Raw genomic sequence first — 26,821 nt, forward strand, 5'->3', positions numbered from 1 at the left:
CGCGATGGGCGATCTCGGCCAGGCGGTCCATCTCCTCGCGCCAGTGGGGCTCCGGCGCCGGCGGCGGCAGCAGGGTCGCCTCCAGCACCGCGCAGGCGTAGATCTCCATGGAGCGCAGGGCGATCTCCGGCTGGCCGAACTTGAAGCGGATCATCTCACCCTGCTCGGTCACCCGCAGGCTGCCGTTCACCGACCCCGGCGGCTGGGAAAGGATGGCGGCGTGGGCCGGGCCCCCGCCGCGCCCCACGGTGCCGCCGCGACCATGGAACAGCGTCAGGTCGACGCCGTGGCGCTCGCACACCTCCACCAGCGTCTCCTGGGCCCGGTACTGGGCCCAGGCGGCGGCCAGCTGGCCGGCATCCTTGGCGGAGTCCGAGTAGCCGATCATCACCTCCTGGCGCTCGCCGCACAGGCGGCGATAGCCGGGCAGGGAGAGCAGCCGGTCGATGGCGTCGCCGGCGTGGTTGAGGTCATCCAGGGTCTCGAAGAGCGGCGCGATGGGCAGCTTCACCTCGCCGCCCACCTCCTTCATCAGCAGCGCCACGACCAGCACGTCGGAGGGCTGGCCGGCCATGGAGATGATGTAGGTGCCCAGCGCCTCGGCCTGCTCGGTGGCGATCACCCGGAAGGTGTCGATTACCTCCCGGGACTCCGGCGAGCACTCCCAGCGGCGCGGGATGAGCGGTCGCCGCGAGGCAAGCTCCTCGAGCAGGAAGGCCTGGCGCTGCGCCTCGCTCCACTCGCGGTAGTGGCCGAGCCCCAGGCCGTCGGTCAGCTCCTCCATCACCTGGGCGTGACGCCCCGCCTCCTGGCGGATGTCGAGCTTGGTCAGGGTGACGCCGAACACCGCCACCCGGCGCAGGGTATCGAGCAGGGCGCCGTTGGCGATGGTGTCCAGGCCGACATCGCACAGCGAGCGGTAGCAGGCCAGCAGCGGCGCATAGAGCTGGTCGCGGCTCTCGATGATCGGGCCGCCATCGTAGGCGCGGCCGTCGAGGCTCGCCTTGGCCCAGTCGCGGGTCGCCTCGACCCGCGACAGCAGCCGGCGCAGCAGCTCACGGTAGGGCTCGGCGACCTCGCCCACCTCGGCCTTGAGGGCGCTGTTGGCCTTCCACATGGAGAGCTCGGCCTTGAGCTGCTCGAGGTCGCGCAGGTAGAGGTCGGCGGCCATCCAGCGTCCCAGCAGCAGCACCTCCCGGGTCACCCTGGAGGTGACGTTGGGGTTGCCATCGCGGTCGCCCCCCATCCAGGAGGCGAAGCGGATCGGCGCGGCGTCCAGCGGCAGGCGCTCGCCGGCGGCGTCGAGCAGCAGGTTGTCGAGGTCGCGATGGAAGTCCGGCACCGCCTGCCACAGGGAGTTCTCGATCACCGCGAAGCCCCACTTGGCCTCGTCCACCGGCGAGGGGCGCTCGTGGCGGATCTCGTCGGTGTGCCAGGCCTGGCTGATCAGCTCCTCGAGGCGGCCCTTGGCCCGCGCGCCGCGCTCGGGGTAGTCCGCCGATGACTCGATGGCCGTCAGGCAGTCGTCGATGGCGTCGTACTTCTGGATCAAGGTGCGGCGGATGACCTCGGTGGGATGGGCGGTGAGCACCAGCTCGACGCGCATGCCCGAGAGGCTCTCCACCAGCTTGCGCGGCGAGTGGCCCGCCCCCCGCGCCCGCTCCAGCAGCTCCGAAAGCACCGGCTGGGTGCCGGGGCGGTAGTCCTCCACGCGCCGGAAGCGCGCCCGGTAGTGCTGCTCGGCGATGTTGGCCAGGTTGAGGAACTGGTTGAAGGCACGGGTCACCGGCAACAGGTCGCGGTCGGGCAGCCGGCGCAGGTAGTCGATCAGCTCGCGCTGGGCCGCCTCGTCGCCCTGGCGACCGCGCTTGGCGAAGCCGCGGATCGCCTCGATCCGGTCGACGAAGCCGCTGCCCAGGTCGTCGGCGATGGTGCGGCCCAGGCTGTCACCCAGGATACGGACGTTGTCACGCAGGGATTCGTGCAGATCGTGGCTCATGGCCGTGACTCTCCGGGAATGGCGTTGTCGTTAGCTTCCATATGGCGGGCCTCGGTCTGCTTGGCGGCCTGCCAGTGGCGCTCCATGGCGTCGAGGCCGGCCTCGGCGGGGGTCAGGCCGTCGGCCGCCAGGGCCGCCTCCACGTGGCGGAAGCGCCGTTCGAACTTGGCGTTGGTGGAACGCAGGCGCTGCTCGGGGTCGGCCTTGAGGGTGCGCGCCAGGTTGGTCACCGCGAACAGCAGGTCGCCCACCTCCTCGGCGGCGTGCTCGCGATCCTCGGCGGCCAGGGCCTCCTCTACCTCGTCAAGCTCCTCGCGGATCTTGGCGATCACCCCGCGGGCGTCGGGCCAATCGAAGCCGACCCGGGCGGCACGCTTGGAGAGCTTGGCGGCCCGCGCGAGCGCCGGCAGGGTGCGCGGCACGTCGTCCAGCACCGACGCCGCGGCGGAGTCGTGCGTGTCGCCTGCCCGCTCGGCACGCTCCTCGGCCTTGAGCGCCTCCCAGCGGGAGTGGACCTGACGCCGCTCGATCTCCTCGGCCGTCACCCCCGGCGGGCGCCGCGAGGCCAGGGTGCCGTCGGGGAAGACGTGGGGATGGCGGCGCAGCATCTTGGCGGTTAGGACGTCGACCACGTCATGGAAGTCGAAGCGCCCCTCCTCTGCCCCGAACTGGCTGTAGTAGACCACCTGGAAGAGCAGGTCGCCAAGCTCGCCGGGCAGCTCGTCCCAGGCGCGCCGCTCGATGGCGTCGGCGACCTCGTAGGCCTCCTCCAGGGTGTGCGGCACGATGGAATCCCAGTCCTGGCCGAGGTCCCAGGGACAGCCCTGGTCGGGGTCGCGCAGCACCGCCATCAGGGTCAGCAGGTCGTCCAGGGTGTGGCGCCGGCTCATGCCTTCCTCTCCTTGCCCTTGCGCCTGCCGGGCGCGCCGCCGCGCAGGCGGCGCACCTCGATGACGTTGGGCAACTGCTGGATGCGCGAGAAGAGCCGGCCCAGGGTCTCCAGGCCATCCACCTCCAGGGTGATGGTCAGCCGCGCGATGCCGTCGTCGCTGTCGGTCAGGGTGTTCACCGCCAGCACGTTGACCTTCTCGTTGCCGAGCACCCCGGTGACGTCGCGCAGCAGGCCGGAGCGGTCCCAGGCCTGGACCTCGATGTTGACCGGGTACTGGGTGCGGGCCCGCTCGCCCCACTCCACCTCGATGATGCGCTGGGGCTCGTCGAGGCGCAGCTGGAGGATGTTGGGGCAGTCCTGGCGGTGCACCGTGACCCCGCGCCCCTGGGTGATGAAGCCGACGATGGGTTCACCGGGCACCGGATGGCAGCAGTTGGCCATGCTGGTCTTGAGGTTGCCGACGCCGAGCACGGTGATGTCGCCCTGGCCGCCCTTGCCCGGGGCGCGCCGGGGCTTGGCCAGCAGGCGGTCGAGCTGCTCCTGGTCGTCGCTCTCGCCGAACAGCTGCTGGGCCTGGTGCAGCACCTGGCCGATGCGCAGGTCGCCGGCGCCGAGTGCCGCGTACATGTCCTCAGGGGTGACGTAGTTGAACTTGCGGGCCAGGGTGTCGAGGTCCATGTCCTCAAGGTCCAGGCGCTTCATCTCGCGCTCGAAGAGCGCGCGCCCCTCCTCGACGTTCTGGTCGCGGGCCTGGTGCTTGAACCAGGCCTGGATCTTGGCCCGGGCGCGGGAGGTGCGCACGTAGCCGAGGCTGGGGTTGAGCCAGTCGCGGCTGGGGCCGCCCTTGCTGGCGGTGAGGATCTCCACCTGCTGGCCGGTCTTGAGCCGGTAGGTGAGCGGCACGATGCGCCCGTTGACCTTGGCGCCCCGGCAGCGGTGGCCCACCTCGGTGTGCACCCGGTAGGCGAAGTCGATGGGGGTGGCGATGCGTGGAAGGTCGATGACGTGGCCGTCGGGGGTGAAGACGTAGATGCGGTCCGGCGCCACGTCGCTGTTGAGCCCCTCGCGCAGGTCGCCGAAGTCGCCGACCTCCTCCTGCCACTCCAGCACCTGGCGCAGCCAGGCGATCTTCTCCTCGTAGCTGGTGCTCTTGGCCTTGGTGTCGTGGCCCTTGTAGCGCCAGTGGGCGCAGACCCCGAGCTCGGCCTCCTCGTGCATGGCGAAGGTGCGGATCTGGATCTCCAGCACCTTGTTCTCGGGGCCGATCACCGCGGTGTGCAGCGACTGGTAGCCGTTTTTCTTGGGGTTGGCGATGTAGTCGTCGAACTCGTTGGGCACGTGGTGCCAGCGCGAGTGCACCAGCCCCAGCACCGTGTAGCAGTCGGCCACCTCCGGCACCAGGATGCGCACCGCGCGGATGTCATGGACCTGGGAGAAGTCGATGCGCTTGCGCTTCATCTTCCGCCAGATCGAGTAGATGTGCTTGGCGCGGCCGTTGACGTCGTAGCGGGGGATGCCCTGAGCGTCGAGCAGCCCCTTGAGGGTCCCCACCACCTCGGCGATGTAGCGGTCGCGGTCGACGCGCTTCTCGGCGAGCTGCTTGGCGATCGCCTTGTAGTCGCCCTCGTGGAGGTAGCGGAAGGAGAGATCCTCCAGCTCCCACTTGAGGTGGCCGATGCCCAGGCGATGGGCCAGGGGCGCGTAGATGTCGAACACCTCCCGGGCCACGCGCAGCTGCTTCTCGCGGGGGGCGTCCCTGACCTGGCGCAGCGCGCAGGTGCGTTCGGCGATCTTGATCAGCGCCACCCGCACGTCGTCGATCATGTTGACCAGCATCTTGCGCAGGTTGTCCTGCTGGTCGTGCTGGCTCATGTCGTGGCTGGGCAACTGGGTGGCGCTGATCGCCGCCATCTGCAACACGCCGTCGATCAGCGCGGCGACCTCGCGGCCGAAGCGCTTGGCGATCGCCTCGATGCCGATCAGCCCCTCGCGCACCGCGCGGTAGAGCACGGCCGCCTCCAGCGCCGGCTGGTCGAGCTTGAGCTCGCCGAGGATGTCGGCCATCTCCAGGCCCATGCGGAAGCTGGAGCCGTCGGGCTGCCAGCGCCGCTGGGGACGCTCGGCGTCATGCTCGAGGCGCTCGGCGAGGTGGCAGGCCTCCACCAGCCGCGCGGGGTCGCGCAGCCGCACGTCCTCCTGCAGGCGTTCGACCCAGCGCGGGATGTCGACGCGACCGCCATGGGTGAGGGGCTGGTCCTCGCGGACTTTAACCATCGGGTGAGGCTCCTTGCGGCTGCTGCCACCGCGGATGCTCGAACAGCAGCATCGATTCCAGGTGTGAGGTGTGCACGAACATGTCGGCCACGGCGATCCGGGTGATCCGGTAGCCACCATGCACAAGGCGTGCCGCATCCCGGGCCAGGGTGGCCGGATCGCAGGCGACGTAGAGCACGCGGGGCACCGGGGCGGCACACAGCGCGCGGGCCACCGCCTCCGCGCCCTCCCGGGGCGGGTCAAGCACCACCACCTTCGGACGGCGCTCCCCAAGCAGCGCCGCGGCGGTGGCGTCCTGTGTCAGGTCGGCCTGGCGCGCCGTGAGAGGCAGCCGATTGGCGGCGGCGTTGTCCGCCAGCCGCTCGACCATCGCCGGGCTGCCCTCCACGGCGGTCACCGACGCCCCGGCATCGGCCAGCGGCAGGCTGAAGTTGCCGACCCCGGCGAAGAGGTCGAGCACCTCGCGGCCGGCGAGTGCGTCCTCGTCGGCCCCAAGCCAGGCCAGGGCGGTGGTGACCATCGCACGGTTGACCTCGGCATTGGCCTGCAGGAAGTCGCCGGGCGCGAAGCCCAGGGTCAAGTCGCTGGCACCGGGCGCCTGGCGGGCGCCCGGTGCCCGGCAGCTCAGCGCCGGGGGCGGGGTGAGCCACTCGAGGGTCGGCGCCTCGCGTCCCGTCAGCCAGGCGAGAGAGATGCCGCGTGCGGCGGCGAAGGCCTGCCAGCGTACGCGGTCACCCTCATGCGCCCTGAGCTGGCGCACCACCACCACCGCCCCCTGATCGCTCTCGACCAGCTCCAGGTGCCCGACCTGGCGGGGGGCCTCCAGGCTTGCCAGCTGGTGGTGCAGCGGCCCCAGCAGGGCATCCAGCGCCGGCGCCAGGATGGTGCAGTGGTTGATCGTCACCAGGCGATGGCTGTGGCGGGCGCGAAAGCCCAGGTGGATCGCGCCCTGGGCGCCCACCTTGACGCCGAGCCGCGCCCGGCGGCGGTAGCCTTCGCCGGCCCCGGCCAGCAGCTCGGGCTCGCCGTCAAGCACGATGCCCTGACGGGCCAGCAGCTCGCGCAGCACCGCCTGCTTGTGACGACGCTGGGCCGGCAGCGCCAGGTGCTGCAAGTCGCAGCCGCCACAGCGGGCGTAGTGGGCGCAGGGCGGCGCGACGCGCTCCGGGGCGGCGGCGACCACCTCGCGCACATGGGCCTCGTCGAAGCGCTTTCGGGTGCGGTGGACCGCCGCCTCGACCCGCTCTCCCGGCAGCGCCCCCTCGACGAACAGGGTCTTGCCGTCGGGGTCGTGGGCCACGCCACGGCCGTCATGGGCCAGGCGCTCAATGGTGACCTCACGGGAGGCCGGCTCGCCCTCGCCGCGCAGCAGCGGCGCCCCCTGGGGCTGCTGACGCCCCTGCAGGCCGGAGACGCCCGACGCCTGGCGCCGCGGGCGGCGCTTGCCCAGCATCGCCATGGCTCAGGCCTCCGCGGCGAACAGGCCGGTGGAGAGGTAGCGGTCGCCGCGGTCGCAGACGATGAACACGATCACCGCGTTCTCCACCTGCTCCGCCACGCGCAGCGCGCCGGCCAGGGCACCACCGGAGGAGACACCAGCCAGGATGCCCTCCTCGCGGGCCAGGCGACGCATGTGCGCCTCGGCCTCGCGCTGGCCGATGTCCAGCACGCGGTCGACGCGGCTGGCATCGAAGATGCTCGGCAGGTACTCCGCCGGCCAGCGGCGGATGCCGGCGATGCTGGCGCCATCCTCGGGCTGCAGGCCGATGATCTCCACCTCGGGGTTGCGCTCCTTGAGCGCCTGGGAGACCCCCATGATGGTGCCGGTGGTGCCCATGGAGCTGATGAAGTGGGTCACGCTGCCGCCGGTCTGCTCCCAGATCTCCGGACCGGTGCCGCGGTAGTGGGCGAGCGGGTTATCGGGGTTGGCGAACTGGTCCAGCCGCTTGCCCTCGCCCCGGGCGAGCATCGCCTCGGCGACGTCGCGGGCCTCCTCCATGCCGCCCGCCTGGCTCACCGTGATCAGCTCGGCGCCGTAGGCGGCCATGCACTGCTTGCGCTCCTCGGAGGCGTTCTCCGGCATGATCAGCACCATGCGATAGCCCTTGATCGCCGCGGCCATGGCCAGGGCGATGCCGGTGTTGCCGGAGGTGGCCTCGATCAGGGTGTCGCCGGGGGTGATCTCGCCGCGTGCCTCGGCCTGCTCGAGCATGGAGAGCGCCGGGCGGTCCTTCACCGAGCCGGCCGGGTTGTTGCCCTCCAGCTTGGCCAGCAGCACGTTGTTGCGGCCGGCACCGATACGCTTGAGGCGCACCAGGGGCGTGTGACCGACGACCTCCTCGATGGTGGGAAAATGCATGCAAGCATCCTTCTCTAAAGGTATTTTCGTCATTATATCCGCGCGGCTCCGGGGTGGACAGGCACCCGCCGTAGCTCGCGTCGCGTTTCCCTGCCCGAGAGGCCCGTGATGTCGTTGAAGCTGCGCCTGCTGCTGATTGCCCTGGTCCTGCCCATGCTGCTGATGGTTGCCGTCACGGCGATCACCCTGCCCCTGCACCGCGGCGACCAAGAGGCCCGGGTGGCCGACCGGATGGAGACGGCGGTGGCGCTGGTCGCCCCGAGCCTGGTCGCGGCCCTGGAGGACGGCGACGCGTCGCGACTGGCGGCCTATGCCGATCGACTGCTGGCGATCGAGGAGGTTCGCGCCCTGGCCATCATCGATGGTGCGGGGGAGCGCCTGCTGGAGCTGGGCCGGCTGCGGCCGATCGCCGACGAGGCCGGTGCCGACGGCGTGAGCGACGGGCTCAGGCGCCACGGCGAGGGCCACTGGCGGCTGCACACCGGACTTGCCGAAGGCGGGGGGGCGCGCCTGGTGCTGGATATCGACGGCGGCGGCCTGCTGCTCGCCCACTACCGCCAGGTCGGGGTCGCCGGCGTGCTGCTGGTGCTGGCGGCCCTGTTGCTGGGCGCGACGACGACCGCGACCTGCCGCCGGCTGCAGCGCCCCCTGGAGGAGGCCGATGCGGCCCTGGCGCGGCTGCAGCGCGGGGAGCCCCATGCCCCGCTTGCCGCCCTGCCGCCGGAGCTGCCGCCCCTGGATGAGCGTATCAACGCCCTGGCCGGCCGGCTCCAGGAGGCCCGCGAGGAGATGCAGCGCCAGGTCGCCCAGGCGACCGCCGAGCTCGAGGAGTCCATGGAGACGGTGGAGGTGCAGAACATGCAGCTCGACCTCGCCCATCGCCGGGCCCTGGAGGCCAACCGCGTCAAGTCGGAGTTCCTGGCCAACATGAGCCACGAGATCCGCACCCCGCTCAACGGCATCATCGGCTTCTGCCGGCTGCTGGGGCGCTCCTCCCTGGACGCCCGCCAGCGTGAGTGGCTGGAGCACGTCAACCGCGCCTGCGGCAACCTGCTGATGCTGGTCAACGACGTGCTGGACTACTCCAAGTTGGAGGCGAGACGCCTGGAGCTCGAGCGCCTGCCGGTGGACATGGTGGAGCTGGTGGACGAGGTGCTGGCCCTGCAGGCGCCGACGGCCCAGCAGAAGGGGCTGGAACTGGTCGGCATGGTCTATGACGACGTGCCCGCCGGCCTGCAGGGCGACCCCCTGCGCATCCGCCAGCTGCTCACCAACCTGGTGGGCAACGCGGTCAAGTTCACCGAGCGCGGCGAGGTGGTGGTACGGGTCATGGTGGAGGAGTGCGAGGCCGGGCGGGTCACCCTACGGGTGAGCGTCGCCGATACCGGCATCGGCCTCTCGGCGGAGCACCGCCGGCGCCTCTTCGAGGCCTTCCGCCAGGGGGACCCGAGCCACTCGCGGGAGTTCGGCGGCACCGGGCTGGGGCTCTCCATCTGCCGCCAGCTGGTCGAGCAGATGGGCGGCGAGATCGGCGTGGAGAGCGAACCGGGGCGCGGCAGCACCTTCGCCTTCACCCTGCCCCTGGCGGGCGACGCGGCGACGGAACGCCCCCCGGAACTGCACCTGGCGGGCGAGACGGTGCTGCTGGAGGAGCCCCATCCGACCACGCGTCGCGCCCTCAAGCACCTGCTGAAGCGCTGGGGAGCGCGCCCGGTGGTGCCGGGAGAGGCCTCGGCGGATGCCCCGCCGTGCCTGCTGGTGGCGAGCCTCGGCGACGCGCCTCGCCACCGCGAGCCGCTCGAGCGCTGGCGGCGACGCCTGGCGGCACTGCCCTGCCCCGCCCTGTTGCTATGCAACACAAGCCCCCTGGAGCTTCCCGAGCTGCCGCTGCCCCGGGGCGGCGAGGTGCTGGTGAAGCCGCTGACGCGACGCGCCTTCGGCGAGGCGGTGGCGCGCGCCCTGGGGCCGCATCACGGCGGCCAGGCCGCCGACGCGGCGCCGCAGGCGATGCCCGCCAGGCGGCGCCTGCTGGCCGTGGACGACAACCGCGCCAACCGGGAACTGCTGGGGGCGCTGCTGGCCGGGCCCGGGGTCGAGGTCACGCTGGCGGCCAGTGGCGAGGAGGCGCTGGCCCTGGCACGCCAGGGCCACTTCGACCTGGTGCTGATGGATATCCGCATGCCGGGCATGGACGGCATCGCCACCACCCGGGCGCTGCGTCGCCTGGGGCCGGCGTGGGGCCACACGCCCATCGTGGCGGTGACCGCCCATGCCCTCGAGGCGGAGCGCCGCCGCCTGGTGGCAAGCGGCCTGGATGACGTGATCACCAAGCCGCTGGACGCCGAACGGCTCGCCACCCTGATGGCTCGCCACCTGGGTGACCGGGGCGAGGCCCCGGCGCCCATGGTGAGCCCCGAGCCCGCGTCCCATGGCACCGACCTGCCCACCGTGGACCTGGCACTCGGCACCCGCCTCGCCGGGGGGGACGAGGCGTTCGCCCGCCGGCTGCTCGGCCAGCTGGCCGAGTCGCTGACCGAGAGCGAGGCGGCGATCCGCCAGGCCTATCGAGAGCAGGACGACGAGGCGCTGCTCGACGCCATCCACGCCCTCAACGGCGCCTGCCGCTACTGCGGGGCCCCGCGCCTGGCGCTGCTGGTGGAGACCATGGAGACTCGCCTGCGCAGTCGCGGCCGCGAGGCGATGGCGCCGCTGATGGCACCGCTGTTCGAGGCCATGGCGGCGCTGCGTCGCTGGGACGCCGACCATCCTGCCGAGGTGAGCGGCGAGGCTCAGCCCTCGAGCACCACGAAGGCCACCGCGAACTGGTCCTCGTCCGACAGCGACAGGTGAGTGGCACGCACGCCAGCGGCGCGCGCCAGCTCATGGGCCTTACCGGCGAGCAGCAACGAGGGACGGCCGAGGCTGTCGTTGACCACCTGGATCTCCCCCCAGCGCATGCCGTGGCGCAGGCCGGTGCCGAGCGCCTTGACGAAGGCCTCCTTGGCGGCGAAGCGCTTGGCCAGGAAGGCCGCCGGCTGCGGGTGCCCTACCAGGCGTTCGCGCTCCAGCTCGCCGAGCAGCCGCCAGGCCAGGCGCTCGCCACGCCGTGACAGCGCCGCCTTGAAGCGCGCCACCCGGGCGATGTCGGTGCCGATGCCGAGGATCATGGCTCAGTGGATGTGGTGGTGGTCATCGTCGTGGTCGTGATCGTGCGCCTCCAGCGCCGCCACGAAGCCCGCCTCCTGGCCGGCGATGGCCAGGCGCTTCATCTCGGCCACCGCCTCCTTGAGGCCCACGAAGAGCGCCCGGGCGATGATGGCGTGGCCGATGTTGAGCTCGTGCAGGCCGGGGATGGCGGCGATGGCCTCGACGTTGTGGTAGTGCAGGCCGTGGCCGGCGTTGACGGTGAGCCCCAGCTCGAGGGCCATCTCGGTGGCGGCGGAGAGGCGCGCGTGTTCGCGGGTCGCGGCCTCGCCGCTGGCCTCGGCGTAGGCGCCGGTGTGCAGCTCGATCACCGGCGCCCCGGCACGCGCCGCGGCCTCGATCTGGGCGGGCTCAGGGTCGATGAACAGCGACACCTCGCAGCCCGCCGCGGCGAGCCTCTCACAGGCGTCGCGGATCGCCGCGAAGCCGCCGACCACGTCGAGGCCGCCCTCGGTGGTCAGCTCCTCGCGCTTCTCCGGCACCAGGCAGACATGGGCCGGGCGCACCGCCTCGGCCAGGGCGACCATCTCCTCGGTGACCGCCATCTCCAGGTTCATGCGGGTGGTCAGCACCTCGGCGAGCAGACGCACGTCACGCTCCTGGATATGGCGGCGATCCTCGCGCAGGTGCACGGTGATGCCGTCGGCACCCGCCTCCTCGGCGAGCAGCGCGGCCTGGACGGGATCCGGATAGCGCGTGCCGCGGGCCTGCCGCAGGGTGGCGATATGGTCGATATTGACGCCGAGAAGGATTCTGGGGGGATGCATGACGGGCTCCAGGAGAGTCGAATTATCAGCAGGAAGTCACGTGATCACGGGGCTGATCCGGCCCGCCGACGTTCGGCAAGCTGGCGCATCAGCTCCCGGGAGCGCAGTGGGCGCGTGCCCAGCAGCGGGGCCAGGGCCGCACGGGCCACCGCCTTGGCGGGGCCGGCGAGCCCCGGGGCCTCCCAGTCGCCGCCGGCGAGCAGGCGCAGGGTGCGCCCGTCCAGGCCCGGCTGGCCGTGGCGGAAGGCGCGGCTGTCGACATCGAAGACATAGCGCGCCTGGGGGTCGAGCTCGCCGCCACCGGCCTCGACGAAGCGTGGCGCGGCGTCGAGCGCCTCGAGCAGGGCGAACTCCAGCCGCCGCAGAGCGCCGGCACGGGCGTCAGGACGCGGCAACGCCTCCAGCAAGGCGGCATAGAAGGCGAACACCTCGGCCACCGGCAGCTCCACCGGCAGGGCGCGGGTCAGGAGCTCATTGGCGTAGAGGCCGCACAGCAGCCCCTCGCCGGCCAGCAGCGCGGCCGCGCCGCGGCTCTCCATCAGGCGCAGACGCTTGAGCTCGCCCTCCCCCACCCAGGTCAGGTGCAGCGGGGCGAAGGGCTGCAGCCGGCCGCGGGAGCGTGAGCCGGGGCGCTGCACGCCCTGGGCCACGGCCCGCACCCGCCCATGGTGCAGCGTCAGCAGTTCCACCAGGGCGCTGGTCTCGCGGTAGGGGCGCTTGTGCAGCAGGAAGGCGGGTTCGGGGGTCATTCAGTCGAGATCGTAGCCCAGGCTCTTCAGCGCCCGCTCATCGTCGGACCAGCCACGCTTCACCTTGACCCAGAGGTTGAGCATCACCTTGGCGCCCAGGGCCCGCTCCATGTCCAGGCGCGCCTCGCGGCCGATGCTCTTGATGCGCTCGCCGTTCTCGCCGATCAGGATCTTCTTCTGGCCCTGGCGCTCCACCAGGATCAGGGCGCTGATATGCACCACCCTGCCCTCGTCGCGGAACTCCTCGATCTCCACGGTCATCTGGTAGGGCAGCTCGTCGCCGAGCTGGCGCATCACCTTCTCGCGCACCAGCTCCGCGGCCAGGAAGCGCTGGCTCTTGTCGGTGATCTGGTCCTCGGGGAAGAAGTGCACGCTCTCCGGAAGGTGCCGGGCCACCTCGGCCTCGAGCTCCGGCACGTTGGTGCCGTGCTTGGCGGAGATAGGCACGATGGCGGCGAACTCGCGCCGTGCGCCCACCGACTCCAGCCAGGGCAGCAGCTCCGCCTTGTCCTTGAGGCGGTCGACCTTGTTGACCGCCAGGATCACCGGCGCCTTGACGTGCTCGAGGCGCTGCAGAACGACCTGGTCCTCCTCGCTCCAGCGGGTGCGGTCGATGATGAACACCACGCAGTCGACATCGCGCAGGGCCTGGGTGGCCGCCTGGTTCATGAAGCGGTTGATGGCCTTGTTGCGGTCCTTGGCGAGGATATGGATGCCGGGGGTGTCGACATAGATGGCCTGGGCCTCGCCCTCGGTCTTGATCCCCATCACCTGGTGGCGAGTGGTCTGGGGCCGGCGCGAGGTGATCGACACCTTCTGGCCGAGGATACGGTTCATCAGCGTGGACTTGCCGACGTTGGGGCGGCCGACGATGGCCACGAATCCACAGGTCTGGGTCATGAGCGCGCCCCCCTGGGCTCGAGTTGCTTGAGCGCCAGCTCCGCGGCCTGCTGCTCGGCATGGCGCCGGCTGGAGCCGACCCCGACGGTATGGCCCTCGAGCAGTTCCACGTGGCACTCCACGGTGAAGGTCTGGGCGTGGGCCTCACCCTCCACGCTGACCACCTCGTAGCGCGGCAGCGGCGCCTGGCGCGACTGCAGGAACTCCTGCAGGCGGGTCTTGGGATCCTTCTGGGTGTCCTGCAGGCTGATGCCCTCCAGGCGCACGGCGTACCAGGAGAGCACCCGGGCGCGCACCGCCTCCATGCCGGCATCGAGGTAGATGGCGCCGATCACCGCCTCCACGGCATCGGCCAGGATCGACTCGCGGCGATGGCCGCCGCTCTTCATCTCGCCGGACCCCAGGCGCAGGTGCTCGCCGAAGCCCATCTCCCGGGCCAGCTCGGCCAAGGTCTGGCCCTTGACCAGGCGCGCGCGAAGGCGCGAGAGCTGCCCCTCGCGGGCCTCGGGGAAACGCCGGAACAGCGCCTCGGCGATGACGAAGTTGACGATGGAGTCCCCGAGGAACTCCAGGCGCTCGTTGTTCTGGCCACCGTAGCTGCGGTGGGTCATGGCAAGCTCGAGCAGCGCGTCGTCACCGAAGTCGTGACCGAGGCGTCGGCTGAAGGCGTTGAGGGTCTGGCTCACGAAAATCCTGTTGTCTGTGTGTCGGTCTGTGTGTCGGCGGCGATGGCGTGTCGGCAGGGGCACTCAGTGGATGCGACGCACGCTGGTGAAGCTGGGCAGGCCACCGTCCCAGTGCATCCAGACGGCGAAGGCGCGACCCACCACGTTGTCCTCCGGCACGAAGCCCCAGTAGCGGCTGTCGTTGGAGTGGTCGCGGTTGTCGCCCATGGTAAAGTAGTGCCCCTCGGGGACCACCAGCTCGCGCACCTGGGGACCGGGGTCACGAGGGTTATTGTAGATGCGGTGCTCCACCTCGCCCAGCCGCTCGGCGAACAGCAGCTCGCCGCGGGCCTCGGCGGGGCTCTCCTCCAGCAGCCGCTTGGGCACCGCCTCGCCATTGACGTAGAGCTGCTTGCCCTCGTAGCGAATGCGATCGCCGGGCAGGCCCACCACACGCTTGATGAAGTTGACCGACGGCTCGCTGGGGAAGCGGAACACCATGACATCGCCGCGCTCGGGCTCGCCCAGGTCGAGGATCTCGGTGTGCACCACCGGCAGGCGCAGCCCGTAGGCGAACTTGTTGACCAGGATGAAGTCCCCGATCTCCAGCGTCGGGCGCATGGAGCCGGAGGGGATCTGGAAGGGCTCCACCACGAAGCTTCTCAGCACCAGCACCACCAGCAGCACCGGGAAGAAGGAGCGGGCGTAGTCCACCGGCCAGGGCTCCTTGAGCACCTGCTCGCGGGCATCGGGGGTCAGCCCCTCGGTGGTGCCGGCCTCGGCGGTCTGCAGCGCCTGGCGGCGCGCCGGGCGCCACCAGACGAGGTTCAACAGGGTGATCACGCCGGTGACGGCGACGGCGATCACCAGCAGCAGTGAGAAGTCCATGGCGGTCGGGGTTCCCTGTATGAGAGGTCAGTCGTTCACCTTGAGCACGGCGAGGAAGGCGTCCTGGGGGATCTCCACCCGGCCCACCTGCTTCATGCGCTTCTTGCCCGCCTTCTGCTTCTCGAGGAGCTTCTTCTTGCGGGTCACGTCGCCGCCGTAGCACTTGGCGGTGACGTTCTTGCGCAGCGCCTTGACGGTGGAGCGCGCCACCACCTGGCTGCCGATGGCGGCCTGGATCGCCACGTCGAACATCTGGCGCGGGATCAGCTCCTTCATCTTCTCCACCAGCACCCGGCCGCGGGAGTGGGCGTGGTCGCGGTGGATGATCACGGCCAGGGCGTCGACCTTGTCGCCGTTGATCAGCACATCCAGGCGCACCAGCTTGGCGGCCTCGAAGCGCTCGAAGTTGTACTCAAGCGACGCGTAGCCCTTGGAGATCGACTTGAGGCGGTCGAAGAAGTCCATCACCACCTCGGACATGGGCAGCTCGTAGGTGAGCTGGATCTGGCTGCCCAGGAACTGCATGTCCTTCTGGGTGCCGCGGCGCTGCTCGCACTCGGTGATGACGTTGCCGACGAACTCCTGGGGCACCAGGATGCTGGCCCGCACGATGGGCTCGCGCATCTCCTCCACGTCGGCCATGTCCGGCAGCTTGGAGGGGTTGGCCACATAGCGCAGCTCGCCATCCTTCATCAGCAGCTCGTAGATCACCGTCGGCGCGGTGGTCAGCAGGTCCAGGTCATACTCGCGCTCGAGGCGCTCCTGGATGATCTCCATGTGCAGGGTGCCAAGGAAGCCGACCCGGAAGCCGAAGCCCAGAGCGTCGGAGTTCTCCGGCTCGTACTCCAGCGAGGCGTCATTGAGCGCCAGCTTCTCCAGGGCGTCGCGGAAGTCCTCGTAGTCGTCGGCGCTGACCGGGAACATGCCGGCATAGACCTGGGGCTTGACCTTCTGGAAGCCCGGCAGGCGCGACACGTCGGGGGTCCTGGCGTGGGTGATGGTATCCCCCACCGGGGCGCCGTGGATGTCCTTGATGCCGGCCACCACGAAGCCCACCTCACCGGCGCGCAGGATGTCGGTCTCGCGGCGCTGCGGGGTAAAAATGCCCACCTCGTTGGCCTGCCAGTCACGGCCGGTGGACTTGATGCGGATCTTGTCGCCCTTCCTGAGGGTGCCGTCGAAGATCCGTACCAGGGAGACCACGCCCAGGTAGTTGTCGAACCAGGAGTCGATGATCAGCGCCTGGAGCTGCCCCTCGGGGTCGCCCTTGGGGGGCGGGATGTCGCGAACCAGGCGCTCGAGCAGCGCATCGATGCCCATCCCGCTCTTGGCCGAGACCTGGCAGGCGTCGGTGGCGTCCAGGCCGATGATCTCCTCGATCTCGTGGGCGACCTTGTCGGGGTCGGCCTGGGGCAGGTCCATCTTGTTGAGCACCGGCAACACCTCGAGGCCCTGCTCGATGGCGGTGTAGCAGTTGGCCACCGACTGGGCCTCGACGCCCTGGCCGGCGTCCACCACCAGCAGTGCTCCCTCGCAGGCGTAGAGCGAGCGCGACACCTCGTAGGAGAAGTCGACGTGCCCGGGGGTGTCGATGAAGTTGAGCTGGTAGGTGTTGCCGTCCGGCGCGTGGTAGTCCAGCGTCACGGACTGGGCCTTGATGGTGATGCCGCGCTCGCGCTCGAGGTCCATCGAATCGAGCACCTGCTCCTTGAGCTCACGCTCGGTCAGCCCGCCGCAGGTCTGGATCAGGCGGTCGGCCAGGGTCGACTTGCCATGGTCGATGTGGGCGATGATCGAGAAGTTGCGGATATGCTTGAGCTTGTCGGAGGGGGTGTCTTGGGACATCGAATGACTTCTGCCTGATTAGGTTCGGGCCTCGGGCGGGCGCACGCGGCGCGCGGCGTCGGCCGGGATCGTGCGCCATTGTACCGGCATGCGCGGGCCAGATACAGCAACCCGACGGCCGGGGGCCGTCGGGTGGTGGGGCGCGAGGGATCGCAGGGGCTCAGTCGGCGTCGAGGCGCAGCGCCACGAACAGCGAGCGGCCGTCGCGGTAGAGGCGCACCGGCACGGCACGGTCGGTGGGCAGCTCGCGCACCAGGGCGACCAGCTCGTCGGGGCCGGCGACCGTGCGATGGTCGATGCTCACCAGCACGTCGCCGGGACGCAGCCCCGCCGCCGCCGCGGCGCCATCGGGCGCCACCTCGAGGATGCGCACGCCGCCCTCGATCCCCAGGCGTTCGCGCTCGCTCGCCTCGAGCTCGCTCACCGAGACACCCAGGCGCGCCTGCTGGCTCTCCTGTTCCGGCAGGTCGGCGGCCACCTGGGCATCCGGCCAGTCACCCAGGGTGACCTCGAGGGTCTCGCGCTCGCCGTCACGCAGCAGCTCGAGCTCCACCTCGCTGCCCGGGGCGGTGCGACCGATCAGCCGCGGCAGGGTGCTGGAGTCATGCACGCGGGCGCCATCCACCGCGAGGATGATGTCGCCGGCGCGCAGGCCGTCACGGGCGGCGGGACCCTCGGGGTCGAGGTCGGCGATCAGCGCGCCACGCGGCTCATCCATGCCGAAGGACTCGGCCAGGTCACGGGAGACCGGCTGGATCATCACCCCCAGCCAGCCGCGGCGCACCTGGCCGTCGCTGCGCAGCTGGTCGGCCACGTCCATGGCGACGTTGATGGGGATGGCGAAGGAGAGCCCCATGAAGCCGCCGCTGCGGGTGAAGATCTGGGAGTTGATACCGACCACCTCGCCGTCGAGATTGAACAGCGGACCGCCGGAGTTGCCGGGGTTGATCGCCACGTCGGTCTGGATGAAAGGCACGTAGGCGTCTCGCGGCAGGGTACGGTCGATGGCGCTGACGATGCCGGCGGTCACCGAGTGGTCGAAGCCGAAGGGCGAGCCGATGGCGGCCACCCACTCCCCCACCCTGAGGTCGTCGGAGTCGCCCAGGCGTAGGGTCGGCAGGCTCTCGGCCTCCACCTTGAGCACCGCCACGTCGGTGCGCTTGTCGCTGCCCACCAGCTCGGCGGCCAGCTCACGCCGGTCGTTGAGGCGCACCACGATCTCGTCGGCGCCATCGACCACGTGGGCATTGGTCATGATGTAGCCGTCCTCGCTGATGATGAAGCCGGAGCCCAGCGACTGGCGCTCCTGGGAGCGGCCGGGGCCCTGCTCCATGCCGGGCGGCATGGGGAAGCGGTCACCGAAGAAGTGGCGGAAGATCTCGGGGATCTCCTCCTGGTTGAAGCCCTGGAAAGGGTTGCGACTCTCCACGGTGCGCGTGGTGGAGATGTTGACCACCCCGGGGGCGGCCTCCTCCACCAGCTCGGTGAAGTCGGGCAGCTCCCGGGCCATGGCGCCCTGCCAGGCCAGCAGGCTCGCGGCCAGCAGCATCCACAGGGAGACGTATCGCAAGGTTCGCATCATGGTGGCTCCTGCGTGGGTATCGTGGGTCTAGGGATCCGAAAGGGTGCGGTTACGGAGATGGTGATGGCGCGCCGCCCTCACACGCTCAGGAGGGCGGCGAACGCCAGCTCAGGGCATCCGCCACCCGCAGCAGCACCCGCGGGGGCATCTCGCCCATCACCACCACCTGGCGCTGGCGGCCACCCAACTCGCGGTGGCGCACCACCGCATGGGAGACGCCCAGGCGGTGCAGTCCGGGGGCCAACGGCTCGATGCCCTCCAGCGGCGAGACGAAGAGGCTCAGGGTGGAGAGGCCATCGCTGTAGAGGCGATGGGTCACCGCCCCGCCGTGCCGCCCACTGCGGGTCTCCACCGGCTGGGCGGTGAAGCCGCTCGGCAGCCAGCCGAGCCGCCAGGGGTCCTCGGGAGGCGCCTCCACGGCATCGATCCTCACCTCGCCGGCGTGGAGGCGCGGGCGCTCCAGCGCGGTCAGCTGGAAGGTCTCCACCGCGCGCCCGGTCTCGTCGAGCAGACTCTGCTTGAGGGTGAGTCCCGTGGCCGCATCGAGCCACAGCCGCTTGCCGTAGCGGAAGCTGTCCAGCGGGGCGATATCCAGGCGCCGCGCGCGGCGGTTGGCGATACGCTCCTCGCCCCCCAGGCTGAGCCGGTAGTGGTCATCGACATGGGCCGCGGCGCCCGCCGGGGTGGGCGGCAGCGCACCCGCCTCGGCACCGCTCAGTCGCCCGATGCGGCTGCGCCGCTCGAAGGCCATGGGCGGTCCGTCGAGGAAGCGGGCCAAGCCGCGCTCGGTGCCGTCGTGGACGGAGTGGCTGAGGACCAGGGTGCGCACGCCATCGAAGCCGATGCGCACCGCCTGGGCCTCGTAGGCATAGCAATGGCTTGCCCAGAGGCTACGCTCGAACCACTCAAGCGCCGTCTCCGGCGACGCGGCGTCCTCGAGGCGCCGGCAATCGAAGCGCTCGGCATCCGACGCAACCTCGAGGGCCAGCGCCGGCGGAGCGGCGAGAAGCAGTAGCGAGAATAGGCCCGGTAGGCAGCGACGAACGGCGCGCATCGCCACCCTCCGCTCAGCGCTGGCCGAGGCCGTCGGCACCGGTGGCGCGCAGCAGCGGCATCCAGGCGTCACCGCTGCGATAGGCCGCCCCCTCGGCGTGACGATCCAGGTAGGACTGCAGCAGGCGTGCCTGCTCCTCGTCTGCCATCAGCGACTGGCGCTGGCTGGGGGCCATGAACATCGGGGTGGCGCCACCACCGGCGCCCACGGTCATCAGGCCGCCATCGCCCTGGGGCAGCGAGAAGAGCGGCAGGTCGGCCAGGGCGGGGCGACGCACGGCCTCGGCGGCGGGCGCGGCGGCGAGGCCGGCCGGGGCCGCCTGCCCTGCCCCCGCGCCGGCCACCTCGGCGGGCTGCCCCACCGAGGCGCCGGGGAGGCCGCCGTTGTAGAACTGCACGCCGGTGATCACCATCAGCGAGACCGCGGCGGCGATGCCGGCGCTGCGGGCCAAGGGCAGCGAACGTCGAGAGGCCGGGGCGGCGCTGTCGTCGAGGTCGACCTCGCGGCCGGGCGCCGGCTCCTCCTCGAGGCGTGCCAGGATGCCCGCGGAGAGATCGGTGCTGACATCCATCTCCCCCTCGCGGCGCATCAGGCTGCGCATCAGGTGGTAGCGACGCCAGGCCTCGGCGGCATCCGGCGCCTCCTCCAGCGACTTCAGCACGCGGCGCAGCTCGAGCTCGTCGCCCTCGTTGTCCATCAGGGCAGAAAGCGATTCCCGTGCGTTCTGACTCATTCTCAACACCCTCAACCAAGCAGGGACATGCCCTGCATCCGTTGTCAGCCCGATATCGCCATTCCCGGCCGCTGTGCCGGGGATGGCGACATCCCGTTCCGCCGTCGGCGGCGTGAACACTGTCTATGACGCCAATGGCGCGGGACAGTTCAGCGAATCGACAAAAAATGTGGCCTCAGGCCTCTCCCGGCTCCCGGTTGCGCGCGGTGGTCACCAGCGGCCGGATATGCTGGTCGACCGCCTCCCGGGCACGGAAGATCCGCGAGCGCACCGTCCCCACCGGGCACTCCATGATGTTGGCGATGTCCTCGTAGGAGAGCCCCTCGAGCTCGCGAAGGGTGATCGCCGTGCGCAGGTCATCGGGCAGCGCCTCGATCGCCTCGAACACCGCCGCCTCCAGCTGGTCGCGCGCCAGGGCCGCCTCCGGCGTCTCGGTCTCGGAGAGGCGCCCGCTGTGATCGACGATCTCGGCGTCGGCGATATCCAGGTCGCTGCCCGGCGGGCGGCGCCCTCGGGAGACCAGGTGGTTCTTGGCGGTGTTGATGGCGATACGGTACATCCAGGTATAGAAGGCGCTCTCGGCGCGGAACTTGCCCAGCGCCCGGTAGGCCTTGATGAAGGCCTCCTGGGCCACGTCCTGCACCTCGGCATGGTCGTGCACGTAGCGTCCGATCAGGCCGATGATCTTGTGCTGATACTTCTTCACCAGCAGGTCGAAGGCGCGGGTATCGCCCTTCTGGGCGCGCTCGACAAGCTGCTGGTCGGTTTCCCTGGCCCCCATCTAACCTCTCCCCGTCCGCAGGCGACGGGGGGTGAGGCGGCGGCCGGAAGGCGGCGTCGCGTCGGGGCGTGGACTTGGCTGCATAGCGTCTACCTGATGCCTGGGCGAGTGGGGGTCGAAGACCATCGTCGAAAGTCGCACAAGTGTTCCCTTTTCCTTCGCATCCATCAAGCCGGCGTTCATCGAGCGGCGCCTGCGCTGAGACAGCCCGCCCTGCGGGAGGTTCCCGCGATTGATCGCGGGTGCCCCGCCCGGTGTATAGTAGGGCCACCATTAGCATGCCGACAGGCCATCAGCGCAGACACGACACGGGTATTCGAATGACAGATCAGCAGGTCAGCAACCTCAACGTCCTCTCCCAGGACGTGCTCATCACGCCGGAAACCCTGAAGCAGGAGATCCCGCTCACCGAGGCGGCCGAGAGGACCGTGATCGAGGGACGTGACACCATCAAGCGCATCCTCGACGGCGAGGATCCGCGCCTGCTGGTGGTGGTGGGCCCCTGCTCCATCCACGACGTCGACGCGGCGATCGACTACGCCCGCCACCTTCGCCGTCTCGCCGACGAGGTCAAGGAGAGCCTCTATATCGTGATGCGCGTCTACTTCGAGAAGCCGCGCACCACCGTGGGCTGGAAGGGGCTGATCAACGACCCCCACCTCAACGGCTCCTTCGAGATCGAGGAGGGGCTGCATATCGCCCGCAAGCTGCTGGTGGAACTGGCCGAGATGGGCCTGCCGCTGGCCACCGAGGCGCTGGACCCGATCTCGCCGCAGTACATCCAGGACTGCATCAGCTGGTCGGCCATCGGTGCGCGCACCACCGAGTCCCAGACCCACCGCGAGATGTCATCGGGCCTCTCCTGCCCGGTGGGCTTCAAGAACGGCACCGACGGCAGCCTGGAGGTGGCGGTCAACGCCCTGCAATCGGTGGCCCATCCCCACAACTTCCTGGGCATCGACTACGCCGGCCGCGTGGCGATCATCCGCACCCGCGGCAATGCCTACGGCCATGTGGTGCTGCGCGGCGGCAACGGCAAGCCCAACTACGACAGCGTCAGCGTGGCGCTGGCCGAGCAGGAGCTGAACAAGGCTGGCATCAAGCCCAACATCATGATCGACTGCTCCCACGCCAACTCCAACAAGGACCCGGCGCTGCAGCCGCTGGTGCTGGAGAACGTCACCAACCAGCTGCTGGAAGGCAACCGCTCGATCATCGGCCTGATGGTGGAGTCCAACCTCGGCTGGGGCAACCAGAAGGTCCCCGAGGACCTGAGCGAGCTGAAGTACGGCGTCTCCATCACCGATGCCTGCATCGACTGGGACACCACCGAGCGCACCTTCAAGGAGATGAACGCCAAGCTCGCCCCGGTGCTGGCGAAGCGCACTCAGGCCGCCTGACGCCAGCCACCACCAAGACCCACGACCGCGCAGGCGCCCTCTCCGGGCGCCTGTCGTCGTAGTCGGGGGTGTCTCGGGGCAGCCGAGGCCTCAGAGGTCCAGCTCGGTCCACACCGGGGCGTGATCGGAGGGCTTCTCCATCCCGCGCAGGGCGTAGTCGATGCCCGCCTCCACCACGCGCTCGGCGAGCGGCGCGGTCACCAGGATATGGTCGATACGCAGGCCTCGCCTGGGCTCGCGGTCGAAGCCCTTGGAGCGATAGTCGAACCAGCTGAAGCGGTCATCCACCTCGGGGTAGCGCATCCGGTAGCTGTCGTTCAGCCCCCAGGCCTTGATCCCGGCGAGCCACTCGCGCTCCACGGGCTGGAAGCTGGTCTTGCCCTCGCGCAGCCAGCGCCGGCGGTTGGGGTCGCCGATGCCGATGTCGATGTCCTCGGGGGAGATGTTGAAGTCGCCCATCACCGCCAGGCGCTCGTCGGGGCGATGGGCGCTCTCCAGCAGGCGCCGGAGCTGGGCGTAGAAGGCGCGCTTGTGGGGAAACTTCACCGGGTGCTCGACGTTCTCCCCCTGGGGGAAGTAGCCGTTCCACACCGTCAGCGGCTCGCCGTCGGCCAGGCGCAGCCGCACCCCGATCATGCGCCGCTGAGCCTCGTCGCCGTCGTCGGGGAAGCCGAGGTGGAAGGTCTCCGGCTCGCCACACTGGGCGGGGTCGACCAGCAGCGCCACGCCGTAGTGCCCCTTCTGGCCATGGAAGGCGACCCGGTATCCCAGCGCCTCCACCGCCTCGCGGGGAAACTCGGCATCCTGCACCTTGGTCTCCTGCAGGCCGATCACCGCCGGGCGATGGGCCTCCACCAGGGCCGAGAGCTGGTGCAGCCGTGCGCGGATGCCATTGATGTTGAACGAGACCAGGCGCATCAGCGCTCCTCCCCGCTCGACCCGGCGTCGGGATGGATGGCGATCTCCTGCCCCTGCTGCTGGCGGGCCAGCTTGCGGGCAGCCTGCACCTTGCGCTGCTGGCGCTTCTTCTGGGTGTAGCGGGTCGACGAGGTCACCTGGTCCGGGTTCTCGTGACGCCACTTCTTGTAGTCCTTGCGCCGGCCGGTACGGATCTGCACCTTGTCGGCCAGCGAACGGGTCTTCTTGCGACGGGTCATGGGGCAACTCCTCTGCTATGGCGCGCATTCTACCAGCCTCACGGCACGAGACGCGCCCTTCGTCGCATAGACTGGTACAATGCGCGTTTGCATCACATGACTTCCCTATCGACACGGAAAGACAGCAAGCCTATGAGCGAGTCGGAACAGACCACGGCCCCGGCCGAGAACCGCAAGCCCAAGCGTCGTCGCCGCAAGCCGCGCCGTCGCCAGTCGAACTGGGACCTGCGCCAGTTCCAGGTCCCCCCGGTGGCCGGCAAGTGGCGCTTTCACGACTTCGACCTGCCGCTGCCGCTGATGCGCGCCATCCACGCCCTGGGCTTCGAGTACTGCACCCCGATCCAGGCGGAGGCGCTGCGCCACACCCTGCTTGGCGGTGACGTGGTGGGCAAGGCGCAGACCGGCACCGGCAAGACCGCCGCCTTCCTGATCTCGATCCTCGCCTACTTCCTCGAGGAGGAGCGCCCCAACGGCCAGAAACAGGGCGCACCGCGCTCGCTGATCATCGCCCCCACCCGGGAGCTGGCGCTGCAGATCGAGAAGGACGCCAAGGCCCTGGCCCGCTTCACCGATCTCAAGGTGGCTAGCGTCGTCGGCGGCATGGACTACCAGAAGCAGCGCGAGGGACTCGCCGGCAAGGTCGATATCCTGGTGGCCACCCCCGGTCGCCTGCTCGACTTCCACGAGAAGCGCGACGTCGACCTGCGCGAGGTGGAGGTGCTGGTGCTCGACGAGGCGGATCGCATGCTTTCCATGGGCTTCATCCCCGACGTCAAGCGCATCATCCGCCACACCCCTAAGAAGGAGGAGCGCCAGACCTTCCTGTTCTCGGCCACCTTCACCGAGGACATCCTCAACCTGGCGAGCCAGTGGACCCATGAGCCGACCCATGTCGAGATCGCGGTCACCGTCGACAACCAGGCGGACATCGACCAGCGCGTCTACCTGGTGAGCGATGCCGACAAGCAGCGGCTGCTGGTCAACCTGCTGCAGCAGGAGAGCTTCGACCGGGTGATGGTGTTCGGCAACCGCCGCGACCTGGTACGCAAGCTCGACGAGCTGCTGCGCCAGGCCGGGATCAACGTGGCCATGCTCTCCGGCGACGTGCCCCAGAACCAGCGCATCCAGACCCTGGAGAAGTTCCGCGAGGGCGAGATCCAGGTGCTGGTGGCCACCGACGTGGCCGGGCGCGGCATCCATATCGAGGACGTCAGCCACGTGGTCAACTACACCCTGCCCGAGGACCCGGAGGACTACGTCCACCGCATCGGCCGCACCGGCCGCGCCGGCGCCAAGGGGGTCTCGATCAGCTTCGTCGGCGAGGAGGACGCCTTCTCCCTGCCCGAGATCGAGCGCTTCATCGGCGACAAGCTGCCCTGCGAACACCCCCCGGAAGGACTGCTGTAACCCGCGATGCTGGATGAGGCCCTCAAGAACGAGATCCAGGGCGCCTACCGCCGCGTGCTGGAGGGCCTGGGCCTCACCCCCCGCTACGGCCAGCGCCTGATGATCGCCGAGATCGCCCGCACCCTGGCGGGCATCGAGGCGGACGAGGCTGGCAAGCGCACCTCCGACGAGCACGTCTGCGTGCTCGAGGCGGGCACCGGCACCGGCAAGACCCTCGCCTACCTGCTCGCCGCCCTGCCCGTGGCCCGGGCGCGCGGCAAGCGCCTGGTGCTCTCCACCGCCACGGTGGCCCTGCAGGAGCAGGTGCTGCACCAGGACCTGCCGGCACTGCGCGCCCACAGCGGCATCGACTTCCGCTTCGCCCTGGCCAAGGGGCGTGGGCGCTACGTCTGCGTGGCGCGTCTCGACCAGGCCCTGGAGGGCGGCGAGGAGAACCCCACGCTGTCGCTCTTCGAGCAGGCCCTGGACAGCGGCGGCGACGACTTCCAGGCACTGGTCAAGGCGATGGGCGACGCCTATGGCAGCGGCCGCTGGGAGGGCGACCGCGACAGCTGGCCGGAGGCGATCGACGACGCCCACTGGCGCCGCCTCACCGTGGACCATCGCCAGTGCACCAACCGCCGCTGCGGCCACTTCGGCGCCTGCGCCTTCTTCCGCGCCCGCCGCGACCTGGAGCAGGCCGACATCATCGTCGCCAACCACGACCTGGTGCTGGCCGACCTCTCCCTGGGCGGCGGCGTGGTGCTGCCCGACCCGGGTGACTGCATCCATGTCTTCGATGAGGGGCACCACCTGCCCGACAAGGCACTCAACCACTTCGCCCACCGCTTCGGCGTCAACGCCGGCCTGCGCTGGCTGCGCAACCTGAAGAAGTCGCTCACCGAGCTCAACGCCGCCCTGGGCGGCCAGGCGACCCTGGCGCGGCTGCTGGCTAGCCTGCCCCAGGCGCTGGAGGCCGCCGAGCCGCGCCTCGGCGAGGCCTTCGCCCTGGGCCACCAGCTCGCCGAGCGCCCCCAGGGCCTGGGCGACGAGGAGAGCCTCCACCAGCATCGCTTCGAGATGGGCCGCGCCCCCGCCGCGCTGCAGGAGCATGCCGCGGCGCTGGTGGTGGTGTTCGCCGAGCTCTCCCGCACCCTGGAGAGCATCGCCGACATCCTGCGCGAGAGCCTCGACCCCGAGAAGCACACCGGCCTGCCCCGGGAGGCCGCCGAGGCATGGCTGCCGCTGATCGCCCTGCTGCATGGCCGCGCCCTGGAGGCCCACGCCCTGTGGCAGGCCTTCGCCGAGACCGATGCCGAGGGCGAACCGCCCCGGGCGCGCTGGCTGACCCTGGAGCGGTTCGGTGGCGAACCGGAGCTGACCTTCTCGGCGAGCCCCGTCTCCGCCGCCCACACCCTGGCCAAGAACCTGTGGGGCACCACCTTCGGTGCCGTGGTCACCTCGGCGACGCTCACCGCCCTGGGCCGCTTCGAGCGTCTGCAGGAGCGCGCCGGGCTCGCCAACCGCTACCGCTACCAGCGCCTTCCGAGCCCCTTCGACTACTCGCGGGCGGTGCTCAGCGTGCCGCGGGAGGCCGTCGATCCCGCCGATCGCGAGGGCCACGAGCGCGCCATCGTCGACTTCGTGCAGGGGCTGGGCAAGCAGGAGGCGGTGCTGGCGCTGTTCTCGTCACGAGCCCAGCTACGCGCGGTGGAGAAGGCGCTGCCCCGGGCACTCGCCGAGCGCGTACTGGCCCAGGACCGCCTGCCCAAGCGCGAGCTCATCAGCCGCCACCGCGAGCGGGTGGACGCCGGCGAGGGCAGCATCATCTTCGGCCTGGCGAGCTTCGCCGAGGGCATCGACCTGCCCGGCGACTACTTGACCCATGTGGTGATCACCCGGCTGCCCTTCGCGGTGCCCGACGACCCGGTGGGGGCGACGCTCGCCGAGTGGATCGAGCGCCAGGGCGGCAACCCCTTCATGCGCATCAGCGTGCCCGACGCCTCCATCAAGCTGGTGCAGGCCTGCGGCCGGCTGATCCGCAAGGAGGCCGACCACGGCCGCATCACCCTGCTCGACCGCCGCGTGCTGACGCGCCGCTACGGCCGGGCGCTGCTCGACTCCCTGCCGCCCTTCGTGCGCGAGATCGACGGGGTACGACAGGGGCCGTAAGGAGCAAGGAGCAA

22 protein-coding genes are annotated in these 26,821 nt (G+C 70.4%); 4 read left to right on the forward strand and 18 right to left on the reverse strand.

Translation table 11 applies throughout. The features are described 5' to 3' along the window. From Q673_RS22275 to cysM, 5 genes are all read right to left on the reverse strand, one after another. The coding region (locus tag Q673_RS22275) for a phosphoenolpyruvate carboxylase (protein WP_023004857.1) at positions 1 to 1,999 on the reverse strand (1,999 nt) is incomplete at its 3' end. Further along, positions 1,996 to 2,889, reverse strand: a complete 894-nt coding sequence (mazG, locus tag Q673_RS22280) for a nucleoside triphosphate pyrophosphohydrolase (RefSeq protein ID WP_023004858.1) — start codon at positions 2,887 to 2,889, stop codon at positions 1,996 to 1,998. The genes mazG and Q673_RS22275, both read right to left, overlap by 4 nt. Then, positions 2,886 to 5,165 carry a GTP diphosphokinase gene (gene relA / locus Q673_RS22285; protein WP_023004859.1) on the reverse strand — a complete coding sequence of 760 codons (2,280 nt, stop codon included), beginning with the start codon at positions 5,163 to 5,165 and terminating at the stop codon, positions 2,886 to 2,888. Before relA ends, mazG begins: the two co-directional genes overlap by 4 nt. After that, positions 5,158 to 6,624 carry a 23S rRNA (uracil(1939)-C(5))-methyltransferase gene (locus Q673_RS22290; protein WP_023004860.1) on the reverse strand — a complete coding sequence of 489 codons (1,467 nt, stop codon included), beginning with the start codon at positions 6,622 to 6,624 and terminating at the stop codon, positions 5,158 to 5,160. Before Q673_RS22290 ends, relA begins: the two co-directional genes overlap by 8 nt. Positions 6,625 to 6,627: 3 nt before the next feature. Beyond that, entirely contained in the window at positions 6,628 to 7,524 is an 897-nt protein-coding gene (gene cysM, locus Q673_RS22295) for a cysteine synthase CysM (protein WP_023004861.1), read from the reverse strand. A 108-nt stretch (positions 7,525 to 7,632) separates the two neighbouring features. Between cysM and Q673_RS22300 the strand changes: the two genes are divergently transcribed. Next, on the forward strand, positions 7,633 to 10,374 hold the full coding sequence (locus Q673_RS22300; protein ID WP_023004862.1) for an ATP-binding protein: 2,742 nt from the start codon (positions 7,633 to 7,635) through the stop codon (positions 10,372 to 10,374). On the opposite strand, the gene Q673_RS22305 is transcribed toward Q673_RS22300, so the two are convergent. The 11 genes from Q673_RS22305 to rpoE form a co-directional block, all read right to left on the reverse strand. Beyond that, on the reverse strand, positions 10,314 to 10,691 hold the full coding sequence (locus tag Q673_RS22305; RefSeq protein ID WP_023004863.1) for a holo-ACP synthase: 378 nt from the start codon (positions 10,689 to 10,691) through the stop codon (positions 10,314 to 10,316). The genes Q673_RS22300 and Q673_RS22305 overlap by 61 nt on opposite strands. Positions 10,692 to 10,694: 3 nt before the next feature. Next, complete coding sequence (pdxJ, locus tag Q673_RS22310) at positions 10,695 to 11,495, reverse strand: pyridoxine 5'-phosphate synthase (RefSeq protein ID WP_023004864.1); 801 nt, start codon at positions 11,493 to 11,495, stop codon at positions 10,695 to 10,697. A gap of 44 nt (positions 11,496 to 11,539) precedes the next feature. Then, on the reverse strand, positions 11,540 to 12,244 hold the full coding sequence (gene recO / locus Q673_RS22315; protein WP_023004865.1) for a DNA repair protein RecO: 705 nt from the start codon (positions 12,242 to 12,244) through the stop codon (positions 11,540 to 11,542). After that, positions 12,245 to 13,144 (reverse strand): GTPase Era, encoded by a 900-nt coding sequence (gene era / locus Q673_RS22320; protein WP_023004866.1) that lies wholly within the window; start codon positions 13,142 to 13,144, stop codon positions 12,245 to 12,247. Continuing rightward, complete coding sequence (gene rnc, locus Q673_RS22325; RefSeq protein WP_023004867.1) at positions 13,141 to 13,830, reverse strand: ribonuclease III; 690 nt, start codon at positions 13,828 to 13,830, stop codon at positions 13,141 to 13,143. The genes era and rnc overlap by 4 nt, the downstream gene beginning before the upstream one ends. Before the next feature lie 63 nt (positions 13,831 to 13,893). Then, positions 13,894 to 14,697: a signal peptidase I gene (lepB, locus tag Q673_RS22330; protein WP_023004868.1), complete on the reverse strand. Its 804-nt coding sequence runs from the start codon at positions 14,695 to 14,697 to the stop codon at positions 13,894 to 13,896. Between the two features lie 27 nt (positions 14,698 to 14,724). Beyond that, entirely contained in the window at positions 14,725 to 16,542 is a 1,818-nt protein-coding gene (lepA, locus tag Q673_RS22335; protein ID WP_023004869.1) for a translation elongation factor 4, read from the reverse strand. Between the two features lie 160 nt (positions 16,543 to 16,702). Further along, positions 16,703 to 18,124: a DegQ family serine endoprotease gene (locus tag Q673_RS22340; protein ID WP_023004870.1), complete on the reverse strand. Its 1,422-nt coding sequence runs from the start codon at positions 18,122 to 18,124 to the stop codon at positions 16,703 to 16,705. A gap of 85 nt (positions 18,125 to 18,209) precedes the next feature. Then, on the reverse strand, positions 18,210 to 19,178 hold the full coding sequence (locus Q673_RS22345) for a MucB/RseB C-terminal domain-containing protein (protein ID WP_023004871.1): 969 nt from the start codon (positions 19,176 to 19,178) through the stop codon (positions 18,210 to 18,212). A 13-nt stretch (positions 19,179 to 19,191) separates the two neighbouring features. Then, complete coding sequence (locus Q673_RS22350) at positions 19,192 to 19,911, reverse strand: sigma-E factor negative regulatory protein (RefSeq protein ID WP_031217584.1); 720 nt, start codon at positions 19,909 to 19,911, stop codon at positions 19,192 to 19,194. Between the two features lie 175 nt (positions 19,912 to 20,086). After that, on the reverse strand, positions 20,087 to 20,692 hold the full coding sequence (rpoE, locus tag Q673_RS22355) for an RNA polymerase sigma factor RpoE (RefSeq protein ID WP_023004873.1): 606 nt from the start codon (positions 20,690 to 20,692) through the stop codon (positions 20,087 to 20,089). Between the two features lie 320 nt (positions 20,693 to 21,012). Here rpoE and Q673_RS22360 point away from each other — a divergent pair, with 320 nt between their 5' ends. Further along, positions 21,013 to 22,092 carry a 3-deoxy-7-phosphoheptulonate synthase gene (locus Q673_RS22360; RefSeq protein ID WP_023004874.1) on the forward strand — a complete coding sequence of 360 codons (1,080 nt, stop codon included), beginning with the start codon at positions 21,013 to 21,015 and terminating at the stop codon, positions 22,090 to 22,092. 90 nt (positions 22,093 to 22,182) lie between these two features. Here Q673_RS22360 and xthA read toward each other — a convergent pair whose 3' ends face one another. Both xthA and Q673_RS22370 read right to left on the reverse strand, forming a co-directional pair. Next, entirely contained in the window at positions 22,183 to 23,010 is an 828-nt protein-coding gene (gene xthA / locus Q673_RS22365; protein WP_023004875.1) for an exodeoxyribonuclease III, read from the reverse strand. Continuing rightward, on the reverse strand, positions 23,010 to 23,249 hold the full coding sequence (locus tag Q673_RS22370; protein ID WP_023004876.1) for a hypothetical protein: 240 nt from the start codon (positions 23,247 to 23,249) through the stop codon (positions 23,010 to 23,012). The genes xthA and Q673_RS22370 overlap by 1 nt, the downstream gene beginning before the upstream one ends. Positions 23,250 to 23,381: 132 nt before the next feature. Here Q673_RS22370 and rhlB point away from each other — a divergent pair, with 132 nt between their 5' ends. Together rhlB and dinG are read left to right on the forward strand one after the other, a co-directional pair. Beyond that, positions 23,382 to 24,656, forward strand: a complete 1,275-nt coding sequence (gene rhlB / locus Q673_RS22375; RefSeq protein WP_023004877.1) for an ATP-dependent RNA helicase RhlB — start codon at positions 23,382 to 23,384, stop codon at positions 24,654 to 24,656. 6 nt (positions 24,657 to 24,662) lie between these two features. Continuing rightward, complete coding sequence (dinG, locus tag Q673_RS22380; protein WP_023004878.1) at positions 24,663 to 26,807, forward strand: ATP-dependent DNA helicase DinG; 2,145 nt, start codon at positions 24,663 to 24,665, stop codon at positions 26,805 to 26,807. Positions 26,808 to 26,821 lie beyond the last annotated feature (14 nt).

Origin of the sequence: Halomonas sp. PBN3 (assembly GCF_000475415.1) — a bacterium.
GTDB lineage: Bacteria > Pseudomonadota > Gammaproteobacteria > Pseudomonadales > Halomonadaceae > Halomonas > Halomonas shengliensis.